The sequence below is a fragment of the Duganella sp. CF458 genome, from assembly GCF_900113115.1.
GTDB lineage: Bacteria > Pseudomonadota > Gammaproteobacteria > Burkholderiales > Burkholderiaceae_D > Rugamonas.
Window position 1 is genome coordinate 15598 of record NZ_FOOF01000029.1, and the last position, 12899, is coordinate 28496.

General features: G+C 59.9%; 15 protein-coding genes. 9 read left to right on the forward strand and 6 right to left on the reverse strand.

Annotated features, from left to right (window positions below):
• Positions 1 to 7 precede the first annotated feature (7 nt).
• Complete coding sequence (locus BM269_RS28210) at positions 8 to 553, forward strand: hypothetical protein (protein WP_090445724.1); 546 nt, start codon at positions 8 to 10, stop codon at positions 551 to 553.
• 62 nt (positions 554 to 615) lie between these two features.
• Here the strand turns inward: BM269_RS28210 and BM269_RS28215 are convergent, their stop codons facing one another.
• Entirely contained in the window at positions 616 to 1995 is a 1380-nt protein-coding gene (locus BM269_RS28215; protein ID WP_090445727.1) for a hypothetical protein, read from the reverse strand.
• Positions 1996 to 2154: 159 nt separating this feature from the next.
• Here BM269_RS28215 and BM269_RS28220 point away from each other — a divergent pair, with 159 nt between their 5' ends.
• From BM269_RS28220 to BM269_RS28245, 6 genes are all read left to right on the forward strand, one after another.
• Positions 2155 to 2685, forward strand: coding sequence for a DUF2589 domain-containing protein (locus tag BM269_RS28220; RefSeq protein ID WP_090445731.1), 531 nt, complete (start codon positions 2155 to 2157; stop codon positions 2683 to 2685).
• A 24-nt stretch (positions 2686 to 2709) separates the two neighbouring features.
• Positions 2710 to 2988 carry a hypothetical protein gene (locus BM269_RS28225; protein WP_090445734.1) on the forward strand — a complete coding sequence of 93 codons (279 nt, stop codon included), beginning with the start codon at positions 2710 to 2712 and terminating at the stop codon, positions 2986 to 2988.
• On the forward strand, positions 2978 to 3571 hold the full coding sequence (locus BM269_RS28230) for a hypothetical protein (RefSeq protein WP_090445737.1): 594 nt from the start codon (positions 2978 to 2980) through the stop codon (positions 3569 to 3571). Before BM269_RS28225 ends, BM269_RS28230 begins: the two co-directional genes overlap by 11 nt.
• Positions 3572 to 3676: 105 nt before the next feature.
• A complete protein-coding gene (locus tag BM269_RS28235; RefSeq protein ID WP_090445740.1) occupies positions 3677 to 4303 on the forward strand; it encodes a DUF2589 domain-containing protein in 627 nt (208 codons plus the stop codon).
• Positions 4304 to 4398: 95 nt separating this feature from the next.
• The gene (locus BM269_RS28240) at positions 4399 to 5055 is read left to right on the forward strand and encodes a glycoside hydrolase family 19 protein (protein ID WP_090445743.1); all 657 of its coding nucleotides are present in this window, start codon (positions 4399 to 4401) and stop codon (positions 5053 to 5055) included.
• A gap of 71 nt (positions 5056 to 5126) precedes the next feature.
• Positions 5127 to 5648 (forward strand): response regulator transcription factor, encoded by a 522-nt coding sequence (locus tag BM269_RS28245; RefSeq protein ID WP_090445746.1) that lies wholly within the window; start codon positions 5127 to 5129, stop codon positions 5646 to 5648.
• Here BM269_RS28245 and BM269_RS28250 read toward each other — a convergent pair.
• The 4 genes from BM269_RS28250 to BM269_RS28265 all read right to left on the reverse strand — a co-directional run bounded on the left by BM269_RS28250 (position 5620) and on the right by BM269_RS28265 (position 9241).
• A complete protein-coding gene (locus tag BM269_RS28250; protein WP_090445749.1) occupies positions 5620 to 6237 on the reverse strand; it encodes a hypothetical protein in 618 nt (205 codons plus the stop codon). The genes BM269_RS28245 and BM269_RS28250 overlap by 29 nt on opposite strands.
• A gap of 80 nt (positions 6238 to 6317) precedes the next feature.
• On the reverse strand, positions 6318 to 6926 hold the full coding sequence (locus BM269_RS28255) for a hypothetical protein (RefSeq protein WP_139232898.1): 609 nt from the start codon (positions 6924 to 6926) through the stop codon (positions 6318 to 6320).
• Between the two features lie 67 nt (positions 6927 to 6993).
• On the reverse strand, positions 6994 to 7635 hold the full coding sequence (locus BM269_RS28260) for a hypothetical protein (protein WP_139232899.1): 642 nt from the start codon (positions 7633 to 7635) through the stop codon (positions 6994 to 6996).
• Between the two features lie 211 nt (positions 7636 to 7846).
• Positions 7847 to 9241 (reverse strand): hypothetical protein, encoded by a 1395-nt coding sequence (locus BM269_RS28265; protein WP_090445758.1) that lies wholly within the window; start codon positions 9239 to 9241, stop codon positions 7847 to 7849.
• Between the two features lie 135 nt (positions 9242 to 9376).
• Between BM269_RS28265 and BM269_RS28270 the strand changes: the two genes are divergently transcribed.
• Positions 9377 to 9958, forward strand: a complete 582-nt coding sequence (locus BM269_RS28270; RefSeq protein ID WP_090445762.1) for an outer membrane beta-barrel protein — start codon at positions 9377 to 9379, stop codon at positions 9956 to 9958.
• Positions 9959 to 10071: 113 nt separating this feature from the next.
• On the opposite strand, the gene BM269_RS28275 is transcribed toward BM269_RS28270, so the two are convergent.
• Complete coding sequence (locus tag BM269_RS28275; RefSeq protein WP_090445765.1) at positions 10072 to 10356, reverse strand: helix-turn-helix domain-containing protein; 285 nt, start codon at positions 10354 to 10356, stop codon at positions 10072 to 10074.
• 413 nt (positions 10357 to 10769) lie between these two features.
• On the opposite strand from BM269_RS28275, the gene BM269_RS28280 reads away from it, so the two are divergent.
• Positions 10770 to 12734, forward strand: coding sequence for an eCIS core domain-containing protein (locus BM269_RS28280; RefSeq protein WP_090445769.1), 1965 nt, complete (start codon positions 10770 to 10772; stop codon positions 12732 to 12734).
• Positions 12735 to 12899 lie beyond the last annotated feature (165 nt).

The window sequence follows — 12899 nt, forward strand, 5'->3', positions numbered from 1 at the left end:
AATTCCCATGTCCCATCCACTACCGCATTTTCTGGCGTTGAACAAATTCGCACTGGCCATGTGCCAGCAACTGGCCGAAGCAGGCAGCGCCAACATGGGCGAACTCGCCGTCCAATGGCCCGCCGGCCAGGCCAAGCTTGCGCAAATGGTCAAATCCAGCCTCGCCATGAGCGAGGAATGGAAAACCATGCAGGCAGCCGCCTTCAACCAGCTGCTGCATTGCCAGCTTGCCCTGTTCAAGCCGCAGCAAACCGCATCCATTCAGGACCTGATGGAACTGCACGATTCGCTCAGTCACGACCTGGCTGCGCAACGCAGGGCCGCGCTGAAGGAGGCTTGCGAAAGGCTGGATACCTGCATGGCTGATTTGCGCCAGGCCCAAAGCAGCGAAGACATTGCGTTGGTCACCCATGGCCTGTTCGAGGATATCGGCAAGAAGCTGCGCGCCAACGCGGAGCAGACCGCTACCCTCCTGACGTCGGCCACGGCCGCCGCCAGCGTCCTCACCGGCACCGCACTCGATCGCCTGGCGACTTCGGTCCAGGGGCAATAGGCGCAGCAACCAAGCAGGGAGGGAACCACTGTGACTTGCAGCGGTTCTCTCCATTGGCGGGTTCACTGCTCTTGCGGCGCATCCAGGGCCGCGTCGAGCGGCATCTCCAGCATATAGTCCGGCAACACCCTCCCAAACATATTGCTGAACAAGCTCGCTGCCTGGCCGGCAGCCAGCCGGAAGCGCCGGCTCAGCTCCGCCCCGACTTCAGTGTCGCGGCAGGCCTTGTAGCGCAGCTGCAGGCTTTGCATGCCACGTAACTGATCCTGTAGTGGAGTCAGGGCGTCGGCGGCGGCCCGTCCGCCCACATACGCACCCTGGCTCATTCCCATCAAGGTCAGCAAGGTGGCCGAAATCTGGATATTGCCCAACTCCTTGGCGCCGCTGGCGATCACATAGGCCGCGATGACGCAGGAAAAGACCAGCATCTGGAACTTGTAGATATCGAAGCGCCCGTTCGTCATCAGCAAACCGCGCGCACTGGCCTTGCTGCCGGCATTGGCAAGCGGTGCGGTGAACCAACCAAGTTCCTGCACGTACTGATAGACGGCGGGATCGAGATCCTTGCGGATAGACGTCGCAACCTGGGTCGCTGCCGTGCCGGCGGTGGAGATGCCGATCAGGTACAACAGGTCGGTGGAGATCTCCTGCAGCAGGCCGGTTCGCATCCATTGGTAGAACAGCAGTGTGGCGACGATCAGGGTAAACACCAGCATCTGCAACTGCGACAGGCTGGCATGGCCATTGGCCCCGGCGATATTCCAGGGCAGCAGGTGACCGACGCCGCTCCATGCCCGCTTCTGCCCGCTGGCCGGCCGCATGATGGCCAGGCCCGCCACCACGTAAAACAGGATCGCAAATATGCAGGCACCGATAATGCTGGCCTCCCGGCATGACACCGCAATGGCCAGGTCGCGGCCGAAGTAAGGGCGGTCCTGCCCCGCAGCCGAATGGTCGAATGCGGCGATCTTCAGCTGCAGCCCATGCTCGCGTTCCCACCAGTTGTCCAGGTTTTCGCGCTTGGCGGGATCGCTGAAGTCGTTCACATGCGGGACCCGGAAGTAGACGCGTGTGGCATGCGGTGTCGAATTCAAGGTGCGCACGCTTTCCACCACCAGCGGCAAGCTCCTCACCCCGCCGCGCGCCAAGTGCAACTCGAAATATCCAAGCACGCAGATCTGGCTGGTCTGCTCGGACAATGCGGGAGATATGTCCAGATAGCTGATGGTACCGCTGGCGAGTAATGGCGAGGGCAAGGCCAGTTGCGCATTATCGAGCGTCGCTATGGCCTGCTCCACCGGCTCGCGCAACCTCGTTACCTGCATCGCGGGCGGCACCGTACCGGCCAGGCGGGCCGCACACGCATCCGCTGCTGCCGACTCCGCGCCGTGAACGCTATTCATCGCCAGCCAGCAGGCCAGCACACAAACGATGGTCTTCATCCAAGTCTCCTGTTCGATACGCGCACCGCGCCAAGGTCATGCTAGCTGCGCGGCGCGACAGCTTCCTGACCGCGGCTGGCACGACGCCAGAATCGGTCAGGCCCGGCATACCGTGGCGTCGCTATGCTGGGTCAACGAATCACTCACTGGGGAAACTCTATGGCCATCTTGACGAGTCTTGAAGACATGGTGCGAGCGATTGCCGGCTCGGTCATGAATGCACAACACATGGTGGAAAAAGCGCAACTGGCAAACATCGCCTCCTTCTTCAACGACCTGCACCAGCCGACGGTCATTGAGCTGGAGCTGCCTGCGATTCACAGCAGCGCAGCGCCCGATTCCCACTACCTGTACCGCGTGCCGGTCATTTCGCTGGTGCCGCACAGTTCACTGGTGATCGGCGAAGCTGAAATCGAGCTCGATGTCGAACTCGGCGCTTTCGAAGAGCACGAACGCAACGGGGTGCACGAAGGGATCATCGACCAGTTGGGACGGGCCGCGCCGGCCGAAAGAAAAGCCGGCCTGATGGTCAATCCCGGCTCCGGCGGCCTGGCCGACAAAGCCGGCAACGCGGCCCATATCAAACTCAAGCTGGTGGCCACCGAAAAGTCGGAGGGCCTGGCACGCCTGGTCGACGACGTGGTCAAGGCGCAGGGACCGGTCGCCGTCAGCCCGCGTACACCAGCGTAATGCACTGGACGATGGGAGCCTGCCTTGAACACGAATAACTTCCAGCTTTCCAATATCCGCTTCATCAAGCGTATCGTGGTCGGCAACGACAATCCGCAAGCGATGCGCACCGAAGCGGAGGTGCAGCAGGCGATGGACCTGGTCAATCGCTGCGTCGCAGCGTCGCCGCGCGGCTACATTCTCAATGTGGAGAAGAGCTTCGGCCTGTATAACATCGGCGAACACCAGATCGTTCTCCAGTATGCGGTCTACCATATCGGCTTCGATCGCAAGCCCTTGTTCCTCGACGAACATGCCGCCTGAGCGCAAGCCGGCGCAATACGATGCGCACTCCCTGCTGCATGCATTGGCGCGGGCGCAGCGCGCGGGCAATGCTTCGCTTCAGGCCTTGGCTGAAACGGGTACGCAGGAACAGCGCTGCGCAAGCCAGGCCGGCTTCCGCTACCAGATGGCCGATGCCCCCGCCCAACGCGTCATCGCGGCGGCCCTCTTCCATCGGCCTTATGCAATGCACCTGGAATGCCTGGAGCTGGCGATCAACGGCTATTGCGCCGAGCGGCAGTTTGGCTGGGAACGCAGGCGGGAGACCGTTTTCACCACCCAACCGCCCGCCTGGTGGCGGCGGCTGCTTCGGCCGGCGCCAATGCTAGTGCTCAGGATTGCGATCGATGCCGGCGCCGGCCGCATCGTCTTTGACGCCGCCCGGGATGGCATCAAGCCGAACAGGTCGCGCTACCTGGTGCGGCTGGAGCCGGACATGCAAGCAGAACTGGCACACGTGCATCGCCGCCAAGTGGCGGTGCGGCGTACGCTGCGCACACGCTTTCTGGCATGGTGCGGCAACGCTTTCCGGCGCAGCGCAACAGCGCCAGAAACCGACATGTGATTCAAATTTCGCCGCCTTACTCTAGCCATGTCGCAACCGCGACATGGCGCCACCAGTCGTGTGGCATCCAGTACCCGCAAGGGTTCATTTGACAGGAGTAAGAAAATGGCTGAACTGATTGAGATGGCATCACAATTCAAGGGCCTGCCAATGGGCGACCTGATTGGCGGTCCGCTGTCCGCTGCCTGCGACGCGCAGGTGAAGCTGGCAAACGCCACCGCCAACTTCATTAAGTACATCGGCTTCTTGCCGCCCGCCGATGGCGATGCGAATGGCGTAGGCGCGACCCGCCTGGCGCACTTTGCCTTCACCCGCCCAGTGGCCGACCCGGCCGACGCCAGCAAGACCATCGAAGAAGCGGTCTCGCTCGACGTGCCGCTGCTGGCGATCGTCAAGATTCCCAGCCTGGGAATCACCAAGGTCGACATCACCTTCGACATGGAAGTGAAGTCCTCGTTCAGTTCCAAGGAAAGCGAAGACAAGTCGGGCAAATTTTCGGCCGACATCAAGGCAGGCTGGGGCCCGGTCAGCATCAACGTCCACCTGGAGGGCTCGGTCGCGACCCACAAGGAAAACACGCGCAGCTCGGACAACTCGGCGAAATACCACGTCCAGGTGCTGGCCGAAGACAGCGGCATGCCCGAAGGCCTGGCGCGCGTGCTCGACATCTTGCAGACCTCCATCCAGCCGAAGGTAGCGGCACCGGCCAAGCAACCGGCGCCTGCGCAATAAGGCGGGTCCAGCCGCTGGACCGAAGCATTGGGCCTGTGCACGGGCTCAATGCGTTCGGCCCGATGCGATCAACCATCTCTCCTGGAGCAAACATCATGAATCCGATCACGGAGCAACAACTGCGCACGCTGCTGGCTGCCTCGGATGCCGATCCGCGTCCTGGCCTGTGGACCGCGCAGCTGAACGAATGCATGCAGGCGCACGATATCTCCACCCCTGCCAGGCAGTCGGCGTTCCTGGCGCAAGTGCTGCACGAATCCGCCGGCCTGAAACACCTGGAAGAAGGCCTCAGCTACTCCGCGCCACGCTTGCGGGCGGTATTCGGGCGCCGCTTCACCAGCGACGAACAGGCCGTCGCCTACAGTCATCAACCCGAGAAACTGGCCAACTATATCTACGCCGATCGCATGGGCAATGGCAACGAAGCCAGCGGCGATGGTTGGAAGTATCGCGGCCGCGGGTTGATACAGCTGACCGGTCGCGACAACTATGCCCGGTTCGCCGCGGCGACGAAAACCGATGCGCTGGCCAATCCTGACCTGGTGCTATCGCCGCCGGCAGCGGCGCTGTCCGCCGCCTGGTTCTGGAGCTCGCACGGCTTGAACGACTTCGCCGACAAGAGCAGCGCTCCTGACGGCGATGCACAGTTCCTGGCGCTGACCAAGCGCATCAACCAGGCTGCCGACGGCCTGGCCTCACGGTCAGCGCTCTGGAAGCTCGCGCGGCAGGTGCTTGCCAGTCGCCCCGCCTAGCTTGCCGCGTCGGCAATGCGCCCGGGCGCATCGCCGACCACGCCCCGCCTCGACACTTCACCAGATTCCCTATGCGTCTGACCGCACGTGAACAAACGGTGTTCGGCCTGATCGCGCAAGGTTTCTCCGACCGTCAGGTCGCCGCGGAATTGGCGATCTCGCTCTCGACCGCACGCAAGCATCGCGAAAACCTCCTGTCCAAATTCCAGGTCCGCAAATCTACGCAACTCGTGGCGCGCTATTTCCTGCTCGGTTCCGGCAGTCAGGAAATCAACGCGTCAACCACCAGCGAACCACCCGTATCAGCGCGTGAAATGGAAATCATCCGGCTGCTGCTGCAAGGCCTCGGCGACAAGGAAGTAGGGCGCAGCCTTGGCATCAGCGACCAGACCGCACGCACCCACCGCGCCAACCTGCTGCGCAAAGCGGGCGCCGCCAACGTGCGCGCCCTGCTCTACCAGGCCATCACGAATGGCTGGCTGGCGCAGCCGGCCGCCGCATCCAGCGCTCCCAAAACAAAAGAGCCCTGCATTGCAGGGCTTCTCACACCGCCGGCCGAGACTATCAGGCAGTACGGACGTTCTCCAGGGTGAACGTGAATGGCGTGGAATTCGGGCCTGGCCCGCCGCCGGTCAGCACGATGTCGGCGCTGGCAATGTTCAACAGGGACAGTTCGGTATTCACGTCAGACATGATGGCCGACGCCATCAGTTGCCCTTCTTCGACCTGGGATACCACGCCGATCCAGATGGTCGGCTTGATCTCGAACACCGCCTTCTGGCCTGGCGCAATCGACGTCTTCAGCGCCAGCAGCTTGCCGTTCTTGTAGATCCCGGCATTGATTGCGCCCGTCTGCAGGTCATTGCGCAGCTGCACCTCCTTGGTGCTGTTGCCGGTGCCGATGCGGGACAGCGTATCGCCGGAGCTGGACAGCGCAACGTGGAACAGGTCGCTGTTCACTGCCTGCAGGCGCGGCGTGTGATTGCCCCAGCTGTCGCTGGCACTGACCTCCATCGCCATCGGGAAGGTGAAGGGATGGTTGTCGTACACGCCGCAATTCCTGATGACGTGCCATGCAACTGACAGCTCATCGAAGTTCGCAGCCTCGTTTTTTTGGAAGATAACGATTTGCGAATTGTTGGCATCGTTGGAACGGTTGATGAAATTCAGTTTGATGTCCATTTATATGCTCCGGTTAAGTAAGTGGATGCTGCTGGTTGCCGGCGTCCCGGCGTACGTTGCCATCCTGGGCCGCAGCGCGCTCAGGACTTGACAATGTTCTCGATGTGAAACGACAGCGGGGGCGCTTGGCCGCCACCGCCCCCCGTCATGACAATGTCCGCGCTCGCCAGCCCCAGCAAAGGGATCTCGCAACCGACATTGGCCATTGCTTCGGCATCGAGCAATTGGCCTTGCTGGACATTCGGCGCCGCACCAATGCGCAGCACTGCCGGAATACGGAAATTCGCCGTCTGGCCCGGCGCCAGGTTGGTATGGCACGCGAGCAAGCGGCCCTCGTTGAACAGGCAGGCATGAACCGCTCCCTGGGCCAGCTTGTTCACGATAGCGATGCCGCTGCAACTGCCGCTATGGCGTCGAAACACGCGTCCCGCCACCGTTGGCAGTGCCGCGAATACCTGGCCGCAGGATGCCGCCAGGCGCGGCGAATAATTGCCAAAGCTGTCCGCCAGGCCGGCTTCCATTTGCCACGCATAGACAAACGGATGTCGCCAGTCGTACGCGCAGTTCCTGATGACTTTCCAGGCCACCGCCCCGGCGGCGCCCCGATCCCCGGCATCCGCATGGCATAGGAAGACCGGCAGCCGACGTTGATCGTGCGAGCGATTGATGAAGGTAAAGCGGATGTCCATAGCCGGCCCTGTCTGAGGGGGAAGGATGGCGGCGCAGGCACGGCCGCCGCCATGCGGGCTTCTTCAGCTAGGCAGCAGGACGCACCACGCTGAGCATGGCGCGAATCATGCTGAGGTCAGGGCCGGCCAACACGCTGTAGTTTGAGGGTTCAACCAGCCGGCGTGCCTTGGCCATTTCGCTGGCCACCAGCGACAGGTCGTAGTTCTTTGCCGGCTCCAACGCCTTCAACTGGTCCGAAGCATAGGTCAGCGTCCTGGTGGATGGTGCGGTGATGTAGCAGAACGACACAGGATTTCCGTTGCTTGCCCAGAGCACCGAATAGTCGTCGGCATGCTGCCCGCGCGGCAGGGCCTTGACGGCTACGTCCTTGTATTTCCGCTCGACGAAGGCGGCAACACGACGTGCATAACCTGCCAGGGGCTCCTGGTTGTGCTGCGCGTTGCAGGTAACCAGCTCCACCGTACGCAGGGCCGGATTCATCGCTTTCCACGCAACGATCAGGGCGCCCAATTCCACATCCAGCATTTCTGCCAAACTGGTCTCGCCACCATGACCCCAGATGCTAAGGGTGCTGTCGTCGCATCGCAGTGGCTGGATGCCCTCGTTCGAGCGGGACAGGTTGGCTGCTTCTGCTGCCTTTTCACCAACCGCTGCCGCCAGCGCTTCACCGCGCGCCTTGTGTTCTTTGCCCCAAATGATCATGATCACGCCCCTTTTCTCGAAGTTGAATGTGATCCGGGCCGCGCCCAAAATGGATGCGGGATCACATTGAATTCATTGTGGGCGAGCGGAACTGACGGGACTATTCGGCAGATGCGGTATGGTGTGGGATTGTGGGCAGAGGGACAGCAACGGTCAGGATCACGGCACCTGGACCTGCTCTTTCAGCGGCCGCGGCACCGTGTGAGCCCGATCCGGACTAGAGCTGGATTTTCAACGCCCCGGTCGGCCGCGGCACGAGGTGAACCTCCTTGCCCTTAAGCTGCCAATCGAGCATGAAGCGCCCAGCCGGCGGAAAGCGCAGGAAAATCATGCCGCCGCTTTCCAGCATTTTCCGGACTTTGTCGGGTAAAGGTTGCGCCAGGCTTGCACAGCCGGCGGCATCGACACGACCATCGATCGCAAGATAGTCGACAAAATCCACGCCGACTCCACCCATGCTCCAGTACGAGCCCGGAAAGAACACCTTCACCCCATCCGGTTTGAAGTTTTCGTTGAGATTGCAGGCTTTCAAATACACGGGAAGGTTCGGCAGCTTCCGGCCGCGCGCTTTTTCCTGCGCAAGGAAGGCGCGCCAATTGTACTCGTCAACAAGCTCCTCGAGGTCTGATCGATCGTCTTCTTCCCGATGCAGCTCCTTGAGCCGTTTGATCCCCCGCCCAAGTACCTCGGGGTCTTGCTCGTGCTTGAGTGAACCAAGCAGCACGCGGTACAACGCGTCCCGCGCGCTGGGATGCCCCAACGCGAGCGCGCGTTCGTAATTTGCAATGGCTGCTTGCGGCGCATCGGGATTCTCGCGCTCCTCCAGCTTCCCGAGATACTGATAGGCCTGCGGAACATCGCCCTTTGCAGCCCGCTCGAAGGCTTTGCGGGCCTGTGCGTAGTCCTCCTCGACATAGAGCATGCCGCCCCAGTTTGACCATGCGCGCGCAGATCCCAGTTTCATGGCCTTGTTCAACCAAGTTACTGTGCGCTCGCGCAATGCCGGCAAGTCCTTTTCCTTCAACATGCCTTCCGCTTGTCCCATGCGCGTCCAGTCGTAAACCCGCACGTACTGCGCTGCGGCGCTCTCGGCATGCTCGACATCTTGCGATCTTTCAAAGGCCTGCCTGTAGTAATCGCCGGACTTTTCCGCCGCCTCTATTTTTTTCGCAAGCGGCCAGTTGCTACCAGACCCCGACGGGTCATAAGCGCGCCCAAGGTTCCACAGCGTGGGCATGGCAAGGCCCTTATCGAGCGCCTTCTGGAACTGCCTGATCGCTTCTTCCCGCTGCCCGGCGTCCAGCGCCTGAACACCCAGGTTGTGAGCAGCACGTACTGACCCTAGGGCCTCGGCTTTCTTGTAGTAGCTACGCGCAAGCTCAAGGTTTTTCTCGACACCCCAGCCGAGGTCATACGATTTCCCGAGCAAAAACAACGCCTCGGCATCGCCACGCTCAGCGGCCGGCTTGGCATTTTTCTGGAACTCACCGTACTTCTTCGCGAGGAGCGATTGCTCAAGTGCGGAAACGGGAGCAAGTGCAAACGCCGAAGAAAAAGCGCAGCCCGAGAAAACTGCGCAAGCGATCAAACGACTAATGAGCTTCAAAGCCATTCCAGTGCATATGGTCAAAAATGCATTTTATGCCATTTAGCAACTAATTAAGCTTTTCGTCTAATAAATAAATTGCCATTCAGAAATGCTGCCGGTTAGACTCCTGCCTCCTTAAGCCCTAACCCTTTTGTAAGCATGAAAAAGTTTGTATTCGCTATCAGCACCATCCTCGCAACCATGGGCGCCGCCCAGGCCCAAACCCAAGCCGTCGAGCGTCCGCTGCGCTTCCTGGTAGGTACCGGCGTCAGCCACGGTGGTGACACCCTGGCCACCGCCGAGTACGAAAGTGGCTGGTCGCGCGACGTCAAGGCCGGCGGCCTGGTCTACTTCACTTTCGGCGCGAACTATCGCCTGGACGAAGAGTTCTCGATTCAGGGCACGCTCAACTACCACGTTGACGACGCCAGCGCCAAAAACGGCAAACTCAAGTTCGAGCGCTTCCCGGTTGAAGTGCTGGGCTACTATCACATGGACGAGAACTGGCGCGTCGGTGCCGGCCTGCGTTACATCAAGAGCGCCAAGCTGAGCAGCGACGGCGCCGCTCCAGATGTAGGCGGCAAATCCGACAGCACTGTCAGCGGTGTGGTGGAACTCGAATACTTCTTCATCCCGCAAGTCGGCATGAAAGTGCGCTACGTGAAGGAAAAGTTTAAAGCGGCTGGCATGCGCGATGTGAATGCCGACCACTTCGGTATCTCCGGCAACTTCTACTTCTGATAGCCGGAAGCTGAGCGTTCCTCAGAATGAAAACGCCGACCCTGCTGGTCGGCGTTTTCATTTCCCCGACCTGGACTTAAACCGGAGACCTGCGGATTAACATTTCGGTGGGGCTAGCGTTGAGTTAATTCTAGAGCTGCTTGCGCTTCTTTAGGCAACTTTTCGATGACGCTCAGGTAGGCTGGTTGACGCCTGCCTTGCTCCCAACCTTTGAGCGTTGCCAAGGGAATGCGGAACGCTAAAGCAAACTTCTGCTGAGACATCTTCAAGCTCTCACGCAATAAGCGTACATTTGGCACAGTCACCACACGCACTTGGCCAGCCCTTGACTGCCCTTTTGCATGGGAAACAGCCTGATTCAAACTCTTGATCAAGTCTTCGCCAAAATCGGTTCCCATTTAATTTCATTTCTCGGCGTGGAGTTCTTTCAATACTGCAGTTAGTTTGGTGACTTGCCGTTTTAGGGGGAAAATCGCGCGATGGTCGGTCTGGGCAGCTACATCGTCAACACCAGCGGATGCATCGACTGCCACAGCCATCCAAGCTCCCAATCCAGGCCCTTGATACCGGGTTAGTTCAGCAAGGCCTTGACGTGGTAGCCCGCGCCTAGCAATGTCTGCCGCCAATCGCGCCTGCCCTTCCGAATTTGCGATATTCCCAGCCCCTTCATGCCATTTGCGAAGCTCCTGAGTCGTGCTCCCTAGTGGCCGGCCTGTGTCCCATTGAGCACAAGAAAAATGGCAACTGTGGAAATTGGAGAGCTTGCCAAGGACAAATGTAGACCACAATTCAACGTCAACGGAGAAATACGATGAGACGTCTGATTCAGGCGCACTTTGTAAATGGCGGCATCATACTGATGGCGCGCGCCGCGCAGCAGTCTGGGAGTTCGAGTGGGGTGCTCCAATCAAAGTGCACACCCAGCGGCATCATTGCACTGGACGCGGGTCGCCTGAACCTGACTGGCAGCATTGGCCGGCCAATTCCCGAAGCATTACGACAGAAGATGGAAAGCTTCTTCCGGACGGACTTTTCTGCGGTCCGCATCCATGTCGGATCGCACGCACAGTCAATTGGTGCGCATGCATTCACTACTGGCAGCGACATTTACTTTGCGCACGGCCAGTATGCCCCGGACACGCCGCGCGGCCAGCAATTACTGGGACACGAGCTGGCACACGTGGTACAACAGCGCGCAGGTCGAGTACAGGCGCCAGTTGGAGCCGGCACGGTAATCGTCAACCAACCGGCCCTGGAAGCTGAAGCCGACCGGCTGGGCGCCCGCGCCGCCACTTTCGTGCCAGCGCCGCAAATGAACGCCGCGCTCCCGTTCCGTACGGCGCAGGCGACAGCGCCAGTAGCACCAACCCTACAGCGCAAAGTCCTGATTGGAACGAGCACCAAACCATTGCCTGCGACAGGAGCGATGCAAAAAGAGATTTGGGCGATGATCAAGATAAAGTTACTCAACAAGGGCCTTTCGCCCCACGGTCTACTGGCAACATACTATCAAAAAGAATATTTGAAATCCCCGACACTCCACAGGTTTGCTAGCAAAGAAGATTTCGCCGAGCAGTTCGTCGAAAAAATGCACAACATTGCCAAGCTTGACGACGCCTTGCAGAAGCAGATCAGCAAAGCGCGCCGCCGCGTCAAGCACAAGCGCCGCGTCAAATATTTCAAATTCGGCCGCCCGGCTTGGCCGAAGGGATACCGCGAACAGTTGGGCGCTAAGGGCGGGGACGATTTGCGCCACGTGGTGCGCAACGCCACCATTTTGAAAGCGCTGGTGCACGAGTACGACAATTTAAAGGCTCGCTGGAGCGAGGATGATCTGCTGAAGTACTACCGCGAGATGGCAACAAAGCTGGGGGTGCCGTCGTGCGAGCACTCGCTGCTACAGATGAAAGCAATTTACAACAAGCTCTATCTCAACCCCCACAACCTGTTCCCGGCCGCCGGCGGCGTAAATCGCGCCATCGGACTATCCGCCGACAAGGTAACCGCCATCGGATTGCGACTACGCAGCACCGGTGAGGCGGAAGTCTCTGTCCAGGCTATCATTCGGGAAGTAAAAACCGTGGTCAACGATAATATCGACGCCATGTCCAAGATGGCTGGCAAAATGAGCGGCGAAACACGAACCAACTACCTATCTGGCTTGGCCGCCTACAATTTGAATTTGAATTCGTATCTGAACAGTCTGGAATTGCTGTGGAAGGAGATGCATGGCCTGCGCTCAGATAGCAATGCCACATATGCTGAGAGCGCCGACCTCGCCAGCGATGTGATCGACGTTGGCGCAAACCTGGGTTTCGATGTGATCCTTGCCCACAACGTGGCAGAACGCCAGGCCGCGCTAGTAGAGGCGGAAACCAAGATGCAGCCGAGCCAATTCACTTCCGGCAGACACGAATTGACCCGTATCATGTCAAATTTCCTCGAGAGCAGAACAGAAGCAAATTTGGCCGACCCGGCTCCGCCGCCGCCCGCAGCCGTTGCGACACGAAGTGCACGGGCCGGCTTGGTATTCCCGGTCGGCCGCCTGCATCGACGATTAGGGGCCCACACCGGCGTGCGCGTCCAGCCTGGTGCTGCAGTATATCTGGGAGGAGTCATGGAGTATCTGACTGCGGAATTGCTGGAACTAGCCGGAAACGAAGTCGCCTTCGACCAACGCCAGCGCATTGACCCTTCTCACTTGCGCAAGGCCTTGTATGGCGACGAGGAGCTGCGCGATTTGCTGGAAGACGTGCTGAACAAGCAGGACCAATGATCAAGTCTCTACTGGAACAACTTAACAAACTCAGAGCCATCTAATACATATAGCAATTCCAGCATCCGGTCTAGCAGGCTGCTGAAATACCGCCCCGAAGCATCAACCGGGGCGGTCGGCCGAATGTTATCCTGACATCCCGTCATTTCCTACCTGAGAATCAAT